Below are 17989 nucleotides of genomic sequence, written 5' to 3'. Positions count from 1 at the left end.
GTGGGCTTAAAAGTTTATATCAAAGATATGAATTTCTACGTCAAACTTAATTGAACCGCCGTATACCGAACGGTACGTACGGTGGTGTGAGAGGTCGGGGGTTAGTCACCCCCTCCTACTCGATTTTTTGATAAAACCTTATTAAGCTACGCAAGAAGTAAGTGATTTTGGGATTGAGACATATTAGTTATTCCATTAAAGGGCGCGTTTATGGAGTAGCGAAAAAAGCCTTATTTTTCAATTTTTATGCTGAAAAATGGGGCTTTTTTTGGTATATTAATTGTAATAACTTATTGAATATTCAGTTATTTTATTTTTTTGGGTGTGATTAGTCTGCTGAATAAAAAAGGAGGCTTTTTGATGGAAGTAAAAAATGTCCAAATGTTTGTTTTAGGTAGAAACCTCGTCACAACCTTCACTGTTCATCATGATCAATCACCCGCATCTGTCGATGTTGAATGCATGTTTTCTTCCACTAAAATAGAGGATCTAAAGATTTCTATAAGAAACCATCATAAAATTGATACTAAAATGAAAAGTTATCTCTATCAACAAGCAGAACAAGAAGCAGAAAAAATTTTCAAACAGAATTCCATACAAATCAGCGAACAATTAAACATTTAACTCTGAATTGGCTTGAAGCCAAAAAAGGACTGCCAGAGCCACCAGTCTCACCATTCACTATATAATAAAAGGAATTTTGCTACCTTTTATCGAATAATATCAAGTGACAGGTGAGATATATTATGTTGTTGTTTTTACATAATCTTAAAAATAAAAAAAGAGGTGATTGAATATGAATAAAACTGAATTAGTGAATGCTGTAGCTGAGAAAGCTGAGATAAGCAAAAAAGATACTACAAAAGTTGTGGATGTATTGTTTGAAACTATCTCTAATACGCTTGCTAAGGAAGAGAAAATCCAGTTAATCGGTTTTGGAACATTTGAAGTACGTGAACGTACAGCTCGCACAGGTCGTAATCCTCAAACTGGAGAAGAAATACAGATTGCTGCTTCTAAAGTTCCTGCTTTTAAGCCAGGAAAAGAATTAAAAGAAGCTGTTAAATAAAGATTGTCTTGTAAAAAAAGCTCTAGGGTTTTTTCCCTAGAGCCTTTTTTGTTATACAACAAAAAGATGGTTGTGAAAAAATAAATTAAGGTAGATTGTTAAAAATCATATTAACTATGTAAGACCCCAGTTTTATATCAATGGTTCATTCGATATTTTAACCTCTATCTCTAACTTCTTAACTGAACAGTTAGGAGTAACAAAAAGAGGACAACATAAAGATATTGAACTGATTAAGAAACAAGGTAATAAATAAAATTTGTGAAATTACAAATAGAGGTTTATTCTAATCATTAGAATAAACCATATCCTGATCTTCCTGTCCTTTAATAAGAACATCAAAAATAGCGTTTGTTAAGCTGCGCTTCCCTTCAGCATCATGTCCCAACTCCCATATCATCATTCCACCAAATCCGTTAGCAAGAGCAAGTTTGGTTTTCTTTATCATTGTCGTTTCTCCATTATAGTGATAGGTTATACCGTTTAAGTTAACTCTATCCCGTTCAGCATTTGCAGGATCATGATTAATGATAGTATCATATGATACTTGGTTATTCTTTACCTTTTCTGGTTGTCCATAAAAAGGTACTCCTAATACTAACTTTTCCTTTGAAATTCCATGTTTGTCAAATAAATTAGACCAATAGTTTACGATATCCTCAGTGAATGAATATGGTGATAAATTTGCAGCATTATATTCCCCGTCCCATTGACCGTCATATGCCATAATATTAACATGGTCGACATGATGAAACATGGATGGATCATAAACAACTGTTTGAACTTCTGTTCCTGTTACACTATGAATCATTGAATATACGGCTATAGATAACTGCTTGTTATGTAAGTGAAGCTTTTCTCCCAATGATTTTGTAAAATAAGCTAGATATTGTGCGTCCGCTTTTGAACGAGGGTGCTCAAAGTCAATATCAATCCCATCAAGATTCTCTTCATTCGTTATTTCAATGAGTTCGTTAATAAGTTTTGTACGAGAAGTGGGATTTACTAAAGCAGCTTTAAAATAGTCATAAGATTCTCCGCCTTTCAAGTGGTTCATGCCACCTACAGCAAGCATCACCTTTGTATCTTCTTGATGTGCTTTTTTTACTGTTTTGCGAAGATTTGATAAGGCCATCTAACCATTCATAATGAGACTTCCATCTTTTTCTGGATGGGCAAATGAAAAAATAATATGTGTTAACTTCGAATAATCAATCGATCCCGGATCTCGAAAATCCTGTACATATCCTATTAATACTTTTGAATCGACTGGTTCTATCTGGGGGTTTTTCTTTTTAATCGGTTGTTCTGATTTAGGTGCTTCTCCTATTTTGTGTTGACTTTGTTCTTGGCCTTTTTCTGTATTGGTACTTTTAAATATAAATACTAAAAAAAATCCTCCTATAAAAATGAGCAATGCTGCTATTGTTAGAAGGTGGTAGTTTTTCTTCATAAAACAACACCCCTTTTCGTAAAAAATCGCCAATTAAAATAGTATCAAAAAAAAATAGGAACTGGGAAGTGATATAACCCAATAAATATATAAAGTCCTAGTTAAGATTAATTAGTATGAGTAGCTAAGTATGATGGATTTTTGTAAACAAGAACCTGGCATTATTATTTGTGATCGGGTTATTCGCCGATTCTAAAACAGAAACATCTGTTGAGCTAACGGAACAGGAAGTTTCGAGCGAATTGGAAGAAGTTGTAGAAACAGAAAAGACAAGTGCTGCTGAAGAGACGGTGGAACCTACCGATCCAGTAGAACCACCTCATCAGTAGGAAAAGGCTGTTCCATCTTTTACTCGAGAGCAAGTGATTGGGTTTATGAATCAGTATTCGACTGCAACAATTCAGGCAGTAAATGATGTAACTTTGCCGTTGTAGAGAATTTATTTGACCCGAATGGAGATACGTATAACACACAAATGGAGTATATTGATTTTCTCGAGAGTAAAGGAATTACACAGGAAGTTATTAATTATCAAGTAAATGATTTTATAAAAGTAGACCAAATCAACCTACAAAGTTTCAACATACGAACAGTATTATATATATTATAATGATGGATCAGTGAATGAAAAAGGCTTTAACAGCTCTTATATTTTAAAAGTTCTAGGTGACAATCGTTTAACAGTAAATAAATTATTATATACTGAAGAAACGCATACTGAAACTGTTCGAGAAGCAACAAACTACTCCTCCTATGAAGAGGATTCCTATTATGAAGACTCATTCTAATCAGAGGACACATCGGTATATCTTGCAGGAACAGATTCTTATCCTGTAAAAACATTGGATGATACAGGTGCCTCAATTTTCATCGAATAAAAAAAGCAAAATAACGCAAAAAGGTTGGGAAAAAGGACTTCAAGCAAACATGATGATGACCTGACGTATGTTGAAGTTCAACAAATAGAAGACAATAAAGGAAGGACATATATTGAAATGACTTCATATGATGATAATAAAGATGGAACAACTTTATTTCAACAATGGTCTGACTATTGGGATCTTTTGAAACAAAATAAACGTTGGACCCTTGATAACCCTGAGTTTAGTAAAGTAGATTCATGGGTGGAAGCGCAATGAGGAGAAGTCGAAAAAGAAAGCTAAATAGGCTTCAAATAATCATGACCATTTCCACTCTTATCGCGATTTGTACAGGGTTTTTTATGTATGCAATTTTAGAGCATACAAATACAAGCGTTAACCCAAAAAGTGAAACAGAGGGACATCCTCAGCTTTCTAATGAAAAAATGGAAACTAACAGTGAAGATACTAGTATTGGAAAAGAAGAGGATTCCAAATCAAAGGGAAAAGTAGATCTCACCTTGAAGCCCTTGGACAGCATTGAACAAAAAGTAGATGATATATTATCAAAAATGACACTTCGTGAAAAAATTGGTCAGATGATGGTTGTCGGATTTAACAGTACAACTATTGATAATCATATTACAGAAATGATTGAAGATTATCATGTCGGCGGCGTGATTCTTTTTGACCGAAATATGGAAACTCAAGATCAAGTCGCATCATTGAATAAAGATTTGCAACAGTTATCAAAAGACTCAAATGGACTTCCACTTATTTTAGGTATTGACCAAGAGGGAGGTCAAATTGTCCGAATGCGTGATCAGGTTTCACCAATACCATCTCAACAGGAGCTTGGTCAAAAAAGTGATCCCGAAGAGGTGTATACAACTGCTCAGCGAACAGGTAAAGAGCTGTTATCAATGGGCTTTACCGTCAACTTTGCACCAGTATTAGACTTATCAGCAACAGACAGTCGTTCATTCGGGGAGGATACTAAAAAGGTTTATTCGCTTGGTCATCAGGTTGTAACAGGTATGATGGATTCAGGCATTACAACAACATTAAAGCACTTTCCGGGAAACGGCCGTAGCAACGTCGATCCACACATTGAAACCTCATCTGTTAATGCAGATAAGTTAGATCTAGAAAACAATGATATTTATCCATTCAAGCAATTAATTAAAGAAGTGGATAATGATCAATTTTTTGTGATGGTCACGCATATTAAATACCCAGCTTATGATAAGGAAAACCCTGCAAGTATTTCTAAAGTGATCATTCAAGATTTACTAAAAGAGCAGCTTGGATTTAAAGGACTCGTTGTCACAGATGACCTGGAGATGGGAGCTGTGAACAAATATTTCACGTATCAAGATTTAGGCCACAAAGCAGTCGAATCGGGATCAGATCTTCTTCTTGTATGCCATACATTAGAAAATCAAAAGGCTGTTTTCAATGGCATTTTAAAGGCGGTTGAGTCAAAGGAATTATCAGAGAAAAGAATTGATGACGCGGTGAGGAAAATTTTGACTCATAAGCTGTCATCTAGTCATGGTGAAGGTATTTAATTAAACACTTGGAAACTTTATAAGGAAAACCTTACTCTGTTTTGAGTGAGGTTTTTTGCGTGGACCCAGAATAGGAGCAATCTATAGGGGGGAGTCCCAGGCCATGAAGGGAATAAGTATAGATAGGCTACACTTAGTTGGACAGTTCTTTTAAGATCAAGTAGACTACAGATAATACATTCAGAGAAACTACAATGATTAAAATACAGATAGTACAGCTGTACACAAAAGGAAAGCACATTGCTGATACCGAGTATTTATGTAGCTTCCCATCTTTGACAGCTGTACTATAACTCTGGCATCTTTCACAACATTTTTAGTCGGATACCATCAAGCTTCTTATTTTTTGAGCCCTGAAAGGGTTATCCTGCTATGTAATAATTTTGACTATTCAGTACAAAATATCTATAATAGTTATTACAAATATCTTCTGTGTGGGAGGAGAGTGTAGATATGTGACTATCATTGAAATGGAACTTACTGGACCAAGAAAGGAATGAATTACATGAGTGGAAGACCTCGAGAATTTAAAGATATGAAAGTGATTGAAGCTGCAATGGACGTATTCTGGGTTAAAGGTTTTGATGCATGTTCAACGGAGGACCTTTGTAAAAGTACAGGTCTTGGCAAGGGGAGTCTGTACAATGCTTTTGGGAGCAAGCACAATCTCTATAAGCAAGCTCTGCTACGGTATATCGAATTAGGGCTTCAAGCACAACTGGAAATATTGGAACATCCAGGTCCTATTAAAGACCGTTTACGCACTTTAATGGAGTGGGTGATCGATACTGATTTGAATGATCCCGATCGCAGAGGTTGCCTGTCAATTAATGCTGCAATGGAGCGTGGAAGGAAGGATCCCGAGATTGCGCGTGCAGTTCGTCATCACTTCGCACGTCTGGAACAGGCGTTATGCCACGTTTTAGCACTCGGACAACGCTCAGGTGAAATCACTTCCAAGCGTCCTGCCTTGGAACTGGCCCGATTTTTCAGGAGCAGCTATTACGGACTACGTGTGCTTACCAAAGTCGAGCAAGACCGTGATGCCTTGTTGGATGTTGTTGAGGGTACACTAGCGGCACTATGACACCGTGTTGCTATACCCTTGACCTTTCTTACAAGAGCCTGTTTTATTTGTTTTTAATCACTTGGATAATTTACGTCTAATTTTGTACCGATCATTACAATATTGTGTTTAATTTTGTACTGATCGTTATAATATATAAATTATTTTATAAAGAATAGGAGTTGTTTTTATGCCATTCGCTATCTACGTGTTAGGTCTTATGATTTTTTCCCAGACTACATCCGAGTTCATGGTGGCCGGAATGATGCCCTCGCTTTCGACTGAATTCGAGGTATCGGTTGCAGCCATTGGATACCTTGTTTCTGCCTACGCTGCGGGTATGATTATAGGTGGTCCAATGTTGACGGTCGGACTATTGAAGATGCCACGCAAACAAGCCTTTCTAGCACTTGCCTTAGTCTTTCTTGTCGGGCAGACCCTTGGTGCAGTAGCTCCCAATTATGAAGTGATGCTGATTGCACGGGTGATCACTGGTATTTCCTCATCTGCCTGCTTTGGTGTTTCACTTGCAATCTGCTTTAGCCTTGTCGGTCCCCAGTCACGCGGACGGGCGGCTTCCATCGTTCTTGGTGGTTTAATGGTCGCCACTGCTATAGGACTGCCAGCGGCAATGATGTTTGACCAGTACTTCGGATGGCGCGCTAGTTTTTGGGCGGTTGTTGTCCTGGTTCTTCTGTCGGGTTTGTTGGGGCAATTGTTTATTCCTTCATCACCCAAACCGGAATCGGTCCGCATTCGGAGTGAACTGGGGGCCTTCAGGAATAGTAACTTGTGGGCTGCCTACGCTACCAGTATGTTAATTATCGGTGCTACATTTGCTGCGTTCAGTTACTTTTCACCGATCCTGACCAATCTCACAGGCTTCACTACTAAGACAGTTCCACTTCTCTTGGCGATCTACGGTGTAGCAACCGTTATTGGAAATATTATCACCGGCAGGCTCGCCGATCACTATATGATGCCTATCCTAACCATCGGACTTGTCTCACTAGCCGTTGCATTGGTTACCTTCGGTCTCTTTGCCGAAAGTTCAACCATCGCTATGATTGCCGTTATTGTGGTTGGCCTAGTGGGGGTGCCAATGAATCCTGCTATGGCAACCCGCATCACGCGGGTTGCCGGCACTGGATCGCTGGTTACCACGGTTCATGGCTCTGTCATTAGCTTAGGTATCGTTATCGGTTCCGCGATTGGTGGATTAACCATCGACGCTGGATACGGACTTGTGTCACCTTTGTGGGTTGGTGCGGTATTAGCGATTCTTGGTCTACTTTCCTTGCTGCCAATTTTGCGAGGCAAGAGCAAAGCGCAACATACGTCTACCATTAGAGCAGATGAACAACATGGATCTTCGTAAAACAGTCAAAAAAGTATAAATTTAGTCGGTTCCTATTCAATAAGGGGCCGACTAAATTGTTTAACTAATAAGACTTACATACAATTAGTACAGTGATCACTAATATGATGAAAGGACGGTGTTTTTTATGTATCGCGAAGCTTCAGATGACCTTACCCTCTTTACACAGGAATTGCAACGATCTTTGTCTCCACAAGCTCTCCAACAGCTGGCCAAAAAAGTAGGTTTTGTTCAAAGGACAAGTAAGTTCCAAGCCAAGGATTTATTTTCTGATTTATTTTAATAAACTTTTGATTAAAATCCTGTCACAAACTCATCGACTTATCCGTTATAGAAGTAGAGAGACAAAAGGAGATGATTGAAATGATGAAATATGATGTAGCAATAGTAGGTGGCGGTATTGCAGGATTAACGGCAGCTATTTATACTGCAAAAGCAGGGAAGAAAACCATTGTATTAGAACAGCAAAAGCAATTAGGTGGAAGAGCTATTACGAATAAAAAACAAGGAGTGTATTTTGATTTAGGTGGTCATGCTTTGTACAAAGGTGAAGCATACGAAACATTTCAAGAACTAGGCTTACATTTAAAAGGCTCTACTCCTTCGATTGAAGGCTATGGGCTCTGGAAAAACGAATTGCTTACTCTTCCAATGGGGCTAGGATCCATGATTCAATCCCCACTATTATCATGGAAAGGAAAGCTAGAATACGTAAAGTGGCTTTCGAAATTATCAAAAGCCGATACAAGTAAATGGAATCACATAAGTATACGTGAATGGATCGAAACGGAAATACATGATCCAATGACCCGTAATCTATTCTATTCTTTCTTGCGATCTATTACCTATGTGATTGCTCCTGACCTTCATATTGCTGGTCCTGCTCTACAACAATTAAAACGCTCCCTAAAAGGTGTCCTATATGCAGATAAAGGTTGGGGATCATTTGTGGAACAGTTACATGAAATGGCAGTGAATCATGGAGTGAACATACAGACAGGTTGCAAAATCGCCTCCGTTCAGCATTCGGATCAAAAGGTTGACTCGATTTTTACAGCAGATGGTATTAAGATAGAAGCTACTAATGTGATCTTGACCACACCACCAGCAGTCACACAAAAATTAGTTCCACATGCAGACCAAACTGCAATTGCAAAATGGAACAAACAAGCAATGCCTATTACAGCAGCCTGCCTAGATGTTGCGCTAAAAAAATTACCAAAACCAAAACACCAATTTATTTATGGGATTGATCAACCTGTTTTCTTGACCGATCAATCCAGATCTGGCAAACCTACTCCAGCATACTTAAGTGAGAATGGGGATCATAAAATTTCCCTACTCCGATACCAAGGATCACAAACAAATACAGAAGAAGATCGAAGACAACTGGAGCAAGTGTTGGACCTTGCTCAACCAGGATGGAGAGACGAGTTGACTTCCCACCAATACCTCCCTAAAATTACGGTAGCATATGACTTTCCTCATATTAACCGTACTATTCAACCTGGACCAGAAGTGCCTGAGATTAAAGGACTTTATGTTGCAGGAGACTGGGCTTCCCATGGGGAGATTCTGGTGGATGCATCTGTTGCCAGTGCGCGTCGTGCTGTAGAGCATTTGCTTCATACACAATTACTAATTGCCTAGGAAGGGGCACAACATGCCTACTGAATCCATTTATCATAAACTTCAACCTTTACTATTCTCTTTAGCCTATCGTATGTTAGGTAGTGTGATGGATGCAGAAGATATCGTCCAAGATTCGTTTATTGCTTTTTATCAATTACCCAACCGTGATACGATTGAGAATAAGAAAGCTTATTTGTGCAAAATCGTGACTAACCGCTGTCTTGATCTCATTCGTTCCTCTTCCAAGCAACGAGAATTATATGTTGGACCGTGGTTACCTGAACCATTGGTACAGTTGCAAGATGAATCCAATGATCCATCACAAACCTACTTACAACAAGAATCAATTTCAACTGCCTATTTGTTACTGCTACAGCAACTAAACGCTAACGAACGAGCAGTCTTTTTATTACGTGAAGTCTTCCAATATTCCTATGGAGAAATAGGAGATATGATTGGAAAAAGTAGTGCAAATTGTCGACAAATCTTTCATCGTGCAAAAAAAAGTATACATCACGAAGCAGACGATGAACTTACCATTTCACTTGCCGAGAATACAGTAAAAGACTTTATCGAATCGATGTTAAAGGGAAATGTAAATCACTTATTAGAACTATTGCATGATGATGTCGTGTTCTATTCTGATGGTGGTGGAAAAGTAACAGCAGCTAAGATTCCAATCATTGGGGCAGAAGCTGTTGCACAAATTCAACTCAACTTAGCAAACAAATATTCTGACCAATTCACTTACCAGTTTACCATAGTCAATGGTTGGCCTGGAGTTGTGATCCAGATGGACAACAATCAAAAATATGTGTACTCATTTGAATTAGAGTCAAATCGTATTAAAAATATATTTGCCGTTGCCAATCCTGATAAATTGAGACATTTATAATATATAATCGCAAAAAGTCATCTACGGTAAATGATATGCTCCCAAAAAAGTAGACAGATGAAATAATAAAAATCTGTTTCCTTTGATGGGGGCATTTCTTATGGCCAAAGTGAGTGAAAAAATATGAGCAAGCAGGAGAAGATGGTTTAAAAGATAAGAAAGGGAGGTTGAGGCATGTTACCATACGTCCCTGCCTAGACGAAACATCGATTCTTAAATGGGACCATGCACTTTTTCCTTCATCATGTGTAAAGTGAAATTCGCTGATTGCATCAACTGTCGGAGAGGAATACACTTTTATTTTAAATTTTGACGATGAAGTGTTGTTTAAGGAAATAAAGAACGATATTTTTCCAAACAGAGAGTACCTTATAGTTGTTGCTGGGCAATGGAATTCGTCGGGAACTTTTAATGTATTTTATACTAAGTTTTCGAGTAAAAAACAGTTAGCGATTATAAAACAGACCAGTTGAATCTTATTTTTCCATCATATAGGGTTCTTGGGAACCTGTTGACGAATGTATTTGGGATTTACAAAAGTGGAACTATCGTTTGTTTTTGTATACTCATCTGAAACCGTATTTGATTTACCAATCCTGGATATGCTTAATAGTTATTGGACTAAGCTAGGATTTCATCTTAGTCCACATTACATTACGTAATACATTTGCTGCTCATATAGTGATAAGAGATGCTTTTTCACTATACTTAAATGGGGTCCTACCAACAAAACGCGGAAAACATACGCTAAGCAAAATTCGACATGAATAAAGCCGATTTTTCCTACGCTAAGGAATCATCGGCCTTTATTTTATCGGATAAGGGGACGGAGTGAATTTAAACTTGCTACTTTGTTCATATCAAACGTGTATTCCCCAAGAAAATTAATATGTTCCCATCCCAGTGGGGAAATATGTTTTAGTAAGTCTTCTCGTAAAGCTCCTTTTTCTTTCAGCAATTTTACGGCTTCAGTAAGATATACAGTGTTCCATACGCTAATGGCGTTAATTAAAATGTTTAATGCACTGGCGCGTTGTAGCTGATCTTGCAATCCTCTTTCCCGTAATTCGCCTCGTTTCCCAAAGAATAAAGCTCTTGCAAGAGCGTTCATCGCTTCACCTTTATTTAATCCTCGTTGAATGCGACGACGTAGGGCTTCGTTAGATATGTAATCCAAAATAAAAATGGTCTTTTCAATTCTTCCCATTTCTCGTAAAGCAGTAGCTAATTTATTTTGTCTTGCATATGACCCTAATTTCCCCATAATAAGAGACCCGGAAACTTTTCCTTCTCTTATTGAATGGGCTAAACGAAGCACGTCATCAAAGTTTTCTTGAATAATCTTAGTATTAATTCGTCCCCGAAGTAAGTTTTCTAGTGTGGGAAATTCAGACGGCTTTTGAATCGTATAGAGTTTGGCATCTGCTAAATCACGAAGCCGAGGTGCAAAACGAAATCCCAATAGATGGCTTAGTCCAAAAACTTGATCAGTATAGCCAGCTGTATCAGTATAATGCTCCTCAATATTCAATTCTGTCTCATGATGAAGTAACCCATCGATAACATGTACAGCATCTCTTGCATTGGTATTAATGACTTTCGTATAAAAGGAAGAGAATTGATCACTAGTAAACCGATAAATAGTTGCTCCTTTCCCAGTACCGTAGTGGGGGTTTGATTCAGCATGCAGTGATGAAACACCAACTTGCACTCGCATTCCATCCGATGAGGATGTACTGCCATCTCCCCAATAAGAAGATAGAGCAAGCTTATGTTGAAAATTCACTAAAATTGCCTGTGCTCGATTCATAGCGTCATCATACAAACGCCATTGTGCAGCATTTGCCATTTGATGATAGGTAACTTCAGGCGTAGCATCTGCCATTTTTGTCAATCCGATATTAGTTCCCATTGCCATGAGTGCTGCCATAAGAACGACTTTTTCTTCTCCCCTTGGAGGACGATTTGTTGAAGCATGTATTAACATTTCGTCAAATCCTGTCCAATAGGCCACTTCCATTAATAAATCCGTAAGCTTAATTCTTGGCAACATATTATATAAGGATAGACTAAAATTTCGCGCCTCTTCTGGGGTATTCCGTTCTAAACGATCCACTCTAAGCCTATCTTTTTTAATATTTAATCCTTCAAGACTATCAAGATTATTTGAAACCCATGTTAGACGTTTAGCAAGAGCATCCCTTCTTTCTTCAAGATATTCCTCTGCAGATGACCGTATTGCTAGTCTTGTTTCTGTAAGATGAGTTGATGCCCACTCATCTTTAGAAACAAGATACTCCTCAAAGTCTTTATGGAGTCTACTTCCGATTACAGATACATCACCTGAACGAATATGATTTCTCAATTCATTTAGAGCAGCAATCTCATAATAATGTCGATTAATTGTTCCTTCCTCGTTATATACATGCTTTTTCCAGCGTTTTGGGACAAAATCTAGTGGGGCTCCTTCCGGAACTTTCCTTTATCCGGATTTATTCATTTGATTCAATGTTTTTAGTGCACGTAATAAAGGTTCAGCAGCCTGTGTAGAACGAAATTCAAGCGACTTAAGAAAAGTAGGGGTGTACTTTCTTAGATAAGAAAAACGATTTTCTAATAAGTCGAGATAGTCATAGTCCATCGGGCGTGCTAATTTTTTTGCTTCTTCAACGGAAGCAACGACTTGTTCCCATGGCATTACCTTTTCTATAGTACTAAACGGATCAAGCCCTTCATCCCGTGCTTGAATTAGCGCAGCACCTACATCGGCAAAATGAACGACTTTTTCATTAACAGCTTTCCCATTTTGTTTTTGCATTTCGTCTTGTGTTTTGCGGCCTTTCGACTGTAGAATCATCATTTGTCGATCATGAATTTCAATCGCTTGGTCAATTAAATCCTGACTAAGAGTCATAAGATATGCTACTAGAATGGCATATTTCTTGTTTTCTTTAAATCTTCGAAATGAATGGGGTTCATAACGTGCTCCAATACGGGATAATTGAAGTAACCGATTGGGATGAACTTCATGTTTACTTGTAGGAAGCTTCAAAGCCCGAATATATTCCAGACGTTCTATTACTTTCAAAAAGGCTTCTGGTGATGATTGGCCGGGAAGTTCTCTCAACCATGCTAATGGAGTTTTTTTATTCTCCACAAGAGGATCGATAAGTTTATCCAATTTATGTTTCTGCCACTGTGATAGAGTGGCAGTTAAAGATTTAAAGATCTTTTCTTCTGCCCTCCGACGAGTTTCCCATACAAGTCGCTCTATTGTAGTCATGCCAGGCAGGATTATTTTTCGATTCCTAAGTTCTTCTTGAACAGTTCGAAGTAGATACATAGAATTCCCATTTTGAAGAGCGTGTTTCAAAAGATATTGGGCTATTTCCCGATATTTACTTGTAGAAAAATTCTGATATCCATATACCTGTCGAATTTCTTCCATATGTTCATGCTTTGTTGGTTCTCGTTGGGCATATAAAGAAAAAGAATCAGGATTAGCATCTATTTGTCGCGCTATGTATTGAATTACATATTCCGGAATCGGCTCGACATCAGATAGGGACCATCCTGGATAACGCAAGACACATAATTGGACAGCAAATCCTAGACGATTATGATCTCTTCTATGGCGTTTAATAATTTCCAAGTCAAATTGTGAAAAAGTATAATAGGTTTCTAGTTCCTGTTCAGTCATATCAGTTGGTATTTGTACAAATTCTGCTCTTTGATCTGCTGTAAGTAGTTCTTTCCCTCTTGATGCCATTCCCTTCTCATCCTCACGTTAACAAAGACTTATTGCTTTTCAAGATACCTATAAACAGTTGTTCGGGAAACACCCCACCTTTGAGCGATATCCGTAATAGGAGTCCCATTTTCCACCAATGTCTTTAACATTTCTAATTCCTTCTTATCTAATTTCTCCGGTCTTCCTCCTAGTCGCCCTCTGGCTCTTGCTGCAGCACGGCCAGCTGCTGAACGTTCCTGAATAAGATTACGCTCAAATTCGGCAAAAGCTGCAAAAAGATGAAACATAAGTTGTCCCGTTGCACTAGCTTTGTCCATTGTGATGTTTTCCTGCAAGCTATGGAAACTAATGCCTCGATCATTAAGTTCATTCACAATTTCAATTAAATGTTGCATATTTCTACCTAATCGATCTAAGCGCCAAACTACTATCGTATCACCAGAGCGTACAAATCGAAGAGCTGCTTCTAATCCCTGTCTTTTGTCTCTGGCGCCACTAATTTTATCTGTAAATATTTCTTCACAACTATGTTCTCTAAGAGCATCCAATTGTAAATCTAGATTTTGAACACCTGTTGAAACACGGGCATATCCTACCTTCATTAATTTCTCCCCTTGATTTTTAATTTTTCTGTTTTATCGTAACATAACTTAATGTTAGGGGTAATATCTGAACATAGATTTATTTACAGAGTTTTTGAACACTTATAGCGTATAGAAAGCTAGAAAACTATTTAAATTTTTATGTGTTCAGAAATTGATGACTTTCTGGACAAATACTTTTGATATTCTAACCCTTTCGTTAGTTATAACCTTATAAAGAATTTTATGCCTGTCTATTGAAAAAAGGGGTTGTAAAAAATTATGTATCTACCTACCTGGTATCTTCAGAAACCTAAGTCTATTATTTATTTTTCTATTTCGAGTAAAAAATGATAAGAAAACAAAGAAATTTGTCGGTTGATTTATAACCATTTTATACCAAAATATTGATAAAATTGGTAGAGAAGTATATTAAGTATTTTAAATCTATTAGGTAGTGATAAAATGAAAAATTTTGTGAAAAAGCTTAGTATGTGTATTGCAATAACGGGATTGGTATTTAGTATTGGTGGGTTAAAGGAAACCAGTGCAATAACTATGTATGGGAAAATTAGTTATATGCCAGATTCTATGTTGGGCGATATAGGTCATGATGGTAAGGCAATGACTGTAAATGATGCTGCAGTTGATATCTCTAAATTTTATTCTATTCCAAAAGGTCGAGCAATGATTGCAACTAATCAAAGTAATGGTAAATCTGCTACTGTCTACAAATGGACTTCGGGTGATTTTGCCAAATATGGGGTAGTTTTAGATGTTTTTATACCAGTATTTAGAGATAAGTTAGGTGGAAGTACAACAGCAAGGTATATTAGTAACGGAAAAGTAATGTATTAATACAGAAAAAAAGTACATACTTTTAAAACAGCAACCTCATCTGAAGGAAAAATTAATAATTCGGATGAGGTTTTTTATTGAGGTGACTTTTATGAGAAAAATAATAAAATTTTCAATACTTCTTATTCCTATTTTTTTAATAACTATAATGATAATTAATATTACAAAAACTGAAAGAGTTACTTCTTTTATTGAAAATGAAGATAATCATTTATACATAAACTTTGTAGATAAGGAGTTAAATCAAATTTTTTATCAATATGATCTAAACAAAAAAATAAATAAAATATTACTTAAAGAAAAAATATCAGAGTATCCTACTGCAACATATTCTAAATCAAAAAATGAGGTATTTTTTACATATAAATCAAAAAATAAAACAGCTCAAGCTTTTAAAAAGAACCTTAATAATAATCAAACGACACAACTTACTAATGAATTTAGTCATGTTGACTTCTTAGAATTAGATGAAGAAGAGCAGCTTCTTTTTATGCGAGTGTTAATGTATGAAGGCGATCGTAACTTTCAATTATCTATTTTAGATTTAAAGGACCAAGAAGCTTATAAATGGGATAATACAGATGAGGACATATCAGTGCACTTGATGGATTATAATCCAAATAATAAACAGATACTGTTAGTAACAAATTCAGTAAAAAAAGAATATGAAAAAATTACACAAGCTAATAAAAAGGGGATTTCACCTGACCCACCTGTTTATACTTTATCTATCTATAATACTGATGGACAAAAAGTAAAAGATATAACAACTATTAATTCTTTCTTAACTGGTGCATCGTTATCTTCAGATGGGAAAGATGTTTTAATTAGTTATTTTAATAATCAGGAAGAATTAACGTCTAATATAGCCACAATTGATATAGCAACTCAAAAAGTAACATTACTCTTAAAGGATTCAAAAATCGGTATGAAGGAACCTGAATATAATAAAAATAAAAGTGGATTTTATTATTTAGCTGATCAGAATAAAGGAATAATGCTTAGTGATGAAAATCCCAATAAAGTAACTTTAAATTTCTACGATATAGTAACGAAAAAAAATTTTGAAGTTTGGTCTCAAGAAAATGGAGAAATTGTTAATTTCTTTGTAGAAAAGTAAAGTAATTTAGAGTAGGTAACACAAAAGCCGATAATTATTCCTTAGCGTAGGAAAATCGGCTTTATTCATGTTGAAATTTGCTTAGCGTATGTTTTCCGCGTTTTGTTGGTAGGACCCCTTAAATGAAAATTAAAAAGTTAAAAAAGAGAAAGTTGTTGTTCTACTTGATCATTATCTGAACCTAATTCCTGTTCCACAGTAACAATTTCACTCAGATTTTCTATTTTATTATTGGTGACCTTATATACACAGTCATTTCTATCCTGTTTTATTATCCCAAGAACACCACTTGAAACCAGAGACTCTAAATATGTTATAACTTGAAAATATATTTTTGGCCTACCAGTGGAATAAGCTTTATTAGAGCAACCATGGTTTTCAATTAAAAATTTTGACAATACTGTTGAGGAAATTTCGTTTTGGCCTTTTAGGTATTCATCTATATAAAATGGAATAGCATTGTATGACAAGCGATCACCTCCTTATTAGTTTATTTCTTAAAGTGTAAAGGATTTCTCTGTTTTATATGCTATGAGGGTGTAGAATTACACCTGATCTAGAGTAAGAGTTTGTATAAGATAAAGATCAAGATCATTCATTCAGTTTTGATCTTCTTTTCCCCAGTGCTTCTGCTGCTTTTTTGGCCTTTTCTTGGCTTGTATGAACATAAAGTAGTGCTGTTGTTTCTGAAGAATGACCTAATTGCTCCATAACAAATGATAAATCTTTTGTTTCATCCATTAAGTTAGTAGCATACGTATGCCTAAGCTTATGAGGAGACATGCTTACATTTCCGGTATTAAAAGCTTTAGTATACTTCCTAACTAAGTCTTGAATTGAACGAATAGAAAGAGGGGAGGAAGATCCCTTATATTTTGCTAGAAATAGATATTCATATTCAGCATCTGAACCACCATATCGTTCTTTCCTGACATTTAGATATTCTTTTATATCATCCATAACTTCTGAAAATACTTGTACGTTATCCGTTTTATCACCTTTGCGAATAACTCTAATTTGATTATCATTGAAGTTTAAATCCCTAATTCTTAAATCTGCAATCTCATTTACTCTAATTCCGCTACCGAGAAAAATGGAAAGTATGGCATAATCACGCTCTTTATCACGAAGAAAATAACTCTTTTGACGATCGGATAACCCATGTTCATACTCATTTTTTATAAAGTATAAGAAATCTATATCTTTATCTTCATGAAAGATGACATTTGAAAGCTTTCTGCTACGTTCATTTAAGCTTTCTTTTTGTTTTATTACCGGAATTTTCAACATTACATTTCGGTGAAACAATGGTTCACCTTTTTCATTTTCATATTGTGTTGTTAAATACTTAAATAAGGACCGTAAAGCAGACTTCTTACGATTAACACTAGATCGTTCACGCTTTTTCTCTTCATGTTCAGATACAACAATTTTTTCATTTGATACTTTATTAAAATAGGCTCTAGCAGCATCTAATGGAAGAGTATCTAAAACTTGATGGGGGATAGATTTTATTGAGTTTACATCTGCAAAACCTTGTTCTTTAAGCCAAGTAAAAAAATCTTTATAATCAATTAAATAATTTAAAAGGGTAGAGGAGGAGCGATGAATATCTTCCATAGCTAATGCGTAATCTCTAACGTACTCTGGCAGTTCATTTAATAATTCTTTATATTTTTTTTCATGTTTAATATGCTGTCTTGTTGAAGCCAAAGTAACACCCCTTAAATGTCGAATTTGGTCGAATTATGTGTA

General features: G+C 36.3%; 18 protein-coding genes and 1 pseudogene. 13 read left to right on the top strand and 6 right to left on the bottom strand.

Annotated features, from left to right (window positions below; all coding sequences use genetic code 11):
- The first annotated feature begins 360 nt into the window (after positions 1 to 360).
- Together WQ54_RS07970 and WQ54_RS07965 are read left to right on the top strand one after the other, a co-directional pair.
- A complete protein-coding gene (locus WQ54_RS07970; protein WP_046514500.1) occupies positions 361 to 624 on the top strand; it encodes a hypothetical protein in 264 nt (87 codons plus the stop codon).
- A gap of 172 nt (positions 625 to 796) precedes the next feature.
- Positions 797 to 1069 carry an HU family DNA-binding protein gene (locus WQ54_RS07965; RefSeq protein ID WP_046514497.1) on the top strand — a complete coding sequence of 91 codons (273 nt, stop codon included), beginning with the start codon at positions 797 to 799 and terminating at the stop codon, positions 1067 to 1069.
- A gap of 286 nt (positions 1070 to 1355) precedes the next feature.
- Here the strand turns inward: WQ54_RS07965 and WQ54_RS07960 are convergent, their stop codons facing one another.
- Both WQ54_RS07960 and WQ54_RS34610 read right to left on the bottom strand, forming a co-directional pair.
- Complete coding sequence (locus WQ54_RS07960; protein WP_231597475.1) at positions 1356 to 2204, bottom strand: glycosyl hydrolase family 18 protein; 849 nt, start codon at positions 2202 to 2204, stop codon at positions 1356 to 1358.
- Complete coding sequence (locus tag WQ54_RS34610) at positions 2205 to 2522, bottom strand: hypothetical protein (protein WP_231597474.1); 318 nt, start codon at positions 2520 to 2522, stop codon at positions 2205 to 2207.
- 170 nt (positions 2523 to 2692) lie between these two features.
- Between WQ54_RS34610 and WQ54_RS33480 the strand changes: the two genes are divergently transcribed.
- From WQ54_RS33480 to WQ54_RS07920, 9 genes are all read left to right on the top strand, one after another.
- Positions 2693 to 2851: a hypothetical protein gene (locus WQ54_RS33480; RefSeq protein WP_156177814.1), complete on the top strand. Its 159-nt coding sequence runs from the start codon at positions 2693 to 2695 to the stop codon at positions 2849 to 2851.
- Between the two features lie 291 nt (positions 2852 to 3142).
- Positions 3143 to 3310: a hypothetical protein gene (locus WQ54_RS33475; protein ID WP_156177813.1), complete on the top strand. Its 168-nt coding sequence runs from the start codon at positions 3143 to 3145 to the stop codon at positions 3308 to 3310.
- A 207-nt stretch (positions 3311 to 3517) separates the two neighbouring features.
- The gene (locus WQ54_RS33470) at positions 3518 to 3661 is read left to right on the top strand and encodes a hypothetical protein (RefSeq protein WP_156177811.1); all 144 of its coding nucleotides are present in this window, start codon (positions 3518 to 3520) and stop codon (positions 3659 to 3661) included.
- Positions 3658 to 4953 (top strand): beta-N-acetylhexosaminidase, encoded by a 1296-nt coding sequence (gene nagZ, locus WQ54_RS07945; RefSeq protein ID WP_197089565.1) that lies wholly within the window; start codon positions 3658 to 3660, stop codon positions 4951 to 4953. Before WQ54_RS33470 ends, nagZ begins: the two co-directional genes overlap by 4 nt.
- A gap of 505 nt (positions 4954 to 5458) precedes the next feature.
- Positions 5459 to 6040, top strand: coding sequence for a TetR/AcrR family transcriptional regulator (locus tag WQ54_RS07940; protein ID WP_046514487.1), 582 nt, complete (start codon positions 5459 to 5461; stop codon positions 6038 to 6040).
- A gap of 169 nt (positions 6041 to 6209) precedes the next feature.
- Positions 6210 to 7397: an MFS transporter gene (locus WQ54_RS07935; RefSeq protein WP_046514485.1), complete on the top strand. Its 1188-nt coding sequence runs from the start codon at positions 6210 to 6212 to the stop codon at positions 7395 to 7397.
- A 127-nt stretch (positions 7398 to 7524) separates the two neighbouring features.
- Positions 7525 to 7680 carry a hypothetical protein gene (locus tag WQ54_RS33465; RefSeq protein ID WP_156177809.1) on the top strand — a complete coding sequence of 52 codons (156 nt, stop codon included), beginning with the start codon at positions 7525 to 7527 and terminating at the stop codon, positions 7678 to 7680.
- Between the two features lie 71 nt (positions 7681 to 7751).
- Positions 7752 to 9047 carry an NAD(P)/FAD-dependent oxidoreductase gene (locus tag WQ54_RS07925; RefSeq protein WP_084821891.1) on the top strand — a complete coding sequence of 432 codons (1296 nt, stop codon included), beginning with the start codon at positions 7752 to 7754 and terminating at the stop codon, positions 9045 to 9047.
- 13 nt (positions 9048 to 9060) lie between these two features.
- The gene (locus tag WQ54_RS07920; RefSeq protein ID WP_046514479.1) at positions 9061 to 9924 is read left to right on the top strand and encodes an RNA polymerase sigma-70 factor; all 864 of its coding nucleotides are present in this window, start codon (positions 9061 to 9063) and stop codon (positions 9922 to 9924) included.
- An 811-nt stretch (positions 9925 to 10735) separates the two neighbouring features.
- On the opposite strand, the pseudogene WQ54_RS07915 reads toward WQ54_RS07920, so the two are convergent.
- Together WQ54_RS07915 and WQ54_RS07910 are read right to left on the bottom strand one after the other, a co-directional pair.
- A pseudogene (locus WQ54_RS07915) lies at positions 10736 to 13693 on the bottom strand (Tn3 family transposase).
- Between the two features lie 29 nt (positions 13694 to 13722).
- On the bottom strand, positions 13723 to 14277 hold the full coding sequence (locus tag WQ54_RS07910; protein WP_046514476.1) for a recombinase family protein: 555 nt from the start codon (positions 14275 to 14277) through the stop codon (positions 13723 to 13725).
- A gap of 444 nt (positions 14278 to 14721) precedes the next feature.
- On the opposite strand from WQ54_RS07910, the gene WQ54_RS07905 reads away from it, so the two are divergent.
- Together WQ54_RS07905 and WQ54_RS07900 are read left to right on the top strand one after the other, a co-directional pair.
- Positions 14722 to 15114 carry a hypothetical protein gene (locus tag WQ54_RS07905; protein ID WP_046514473.1) on the top strand — a complete coding sequence of 131 codons (393 nt, stop codon included), beginning with the start codon at positions 14722 to 14724 and terminating at the stop codon, positions 15112 to 15114.
- A gap of 91 nt (positions 15115 to 15205) precedes the next feature.
- The gene (locus WQ54_RS07900) at positions 15206 to 16234 is read left to right on the top strand and encodes a hypothetical protein (RefSeq protein WP_046514470.1); all 1029 of its coding nucleotides are present in this window, start codon (positions 15206 to 15208) and stop codon (positions 16232 to 16234) included.
- A 137-nt stretch (positions 16235 to 16371) separates the two neighbouring features.
- On the opposite strand, the gene WQ54_RS07895 is transcribed toward WQ54_RS07900, so the two are convergent.
- Both WQ54_RS07895 and xerS read right to left on the bottom strand, forming a co-directional pair.
- A complete protein-coding gene (locus WQ54_RS07895; protein WP_046514467.1) occupies positions 16372 to 16704 on the bottom strand; it encodes a DUF3895 domain-containing protein in 333 nt (110 codons plus the stop codon).
- A gap of 121 nt (positions 16705 to 16825) precedes the next feature.
- Positions 16826 to 17947, bottom strand: a complete 1122-nt coding sequence (xerS, locus tag WQ54_RS07890) for a tyrosine recombinase XerS (protein ID WP_046514465.1) — start codon at positions 17945 to 17947, stop codon at positions 16826 to 16828.
- Positions 17948 to 17989 lie beyond the last annotated feature (42 nt).

Source organism: Bacillus sp. SA1-12 (assembly GCF_000981385.1).
GTDB lineage: Bacteria > Bacillota > Bacilli > Bacillales > Bacillaceae > Metabacillus.
Note: the sequence above shows the minus strand (reverse complement) of the source record. Positions and strands in the feature narration are given on the sequence as shown.

Coding starts and splice junctions, on each gene's coding strand:
- WQ54_RS07910 (WP_046514476.1), bottom strand. CDS start 14,277: ATGAAGGTAGGATATGCCCGTGTTTCAACAGGTGTTCAAAATCTAGAT.
- WQ54_RS33465 (WP_156177809.1), top strand. CDS start 7,525: ATGTATCGCGAAGCTTCAGATGACCTTACCCTCTTTACACAGGAATTG.
- WQ54_RS07960 (WP_231597475.1), bottom strand. CDS start 2,204: ATGGCCTTATCAAATCTTCGCAAAACAGTAAAAAAAGCACATCAAGAA.
- nagZ (WP_197089565.1), top strand. CDS start 3,658: ATGAGGAGAAGTCGAAAAAGAAAGCTAAATAGGCTTCAAATAATCATG.
- WQ54_RS07965 (WP_046514497.1), top strand. CDS start 797: ATGAATAAAACTGAATTAGTGAATGCTGTAGCTGAGAAAGCTGAGATA.
- WQ54_RS07970 (WP_046514500.1), top strand. CDS start 361: ATGGAAGTAAAAAATGTCCAAATGTTTGTTTTAGGTAGAAACCTCGTC.
- WQ54_RS07920 (WP_046514479.1), top strand. CDS start 9,061: ATGCCTACTGAATCCATTTATCATAAACTTCAACCTTTACTATTCTCT.
- WQ54_RS34610 (WP_231597474.1), bottom strand. CDS start 2,522: ATGAAGAAAAACTACCACCTTCTAACAATAGCAGCATTGCTCATTTTT.
- WQ54_RS33470 (WP_156177811.1), top strand. CDS start 3,518: ATGACTTCATATGATGATAATAAAGATGGAACAACTTTATTTCAACAA.
- WQ54_RS07925 (WP_084821891.1), top strand. CDS start 7,752: ATGATTGAAATGATGAAATATGATGTAGCAATAGTAGGTGGCGGTATT.
- WQ54_RS07900 (WP_046514470.1), top strand. CDS start 15,206: ATGAGAAAAATAATAAAATTTTCAATACTTCTTATTCCTATTTTTTTA.
- WQ54_RS07935 (WP_046514485.1), top strand. CDS start 6,210: ATGCCATTCGCTATCTACGTGTTAGGTCTTATGATTTTTTCCCAGACT.
- WQ54_RS07905 (WP_046514473.1), top strand. CDS start 14,722: ATGAAAAATTTTGTGAAAAAGCTTAGTATGTGTATTGCAATAACGGGA.
- WQ54_RS07940 (WP_046514487.1), top strand. CDS start 5,459: ATGAGTGGAAGACCTCGAGAATTTAAAGATATGAAAGTGATTGAAGCT.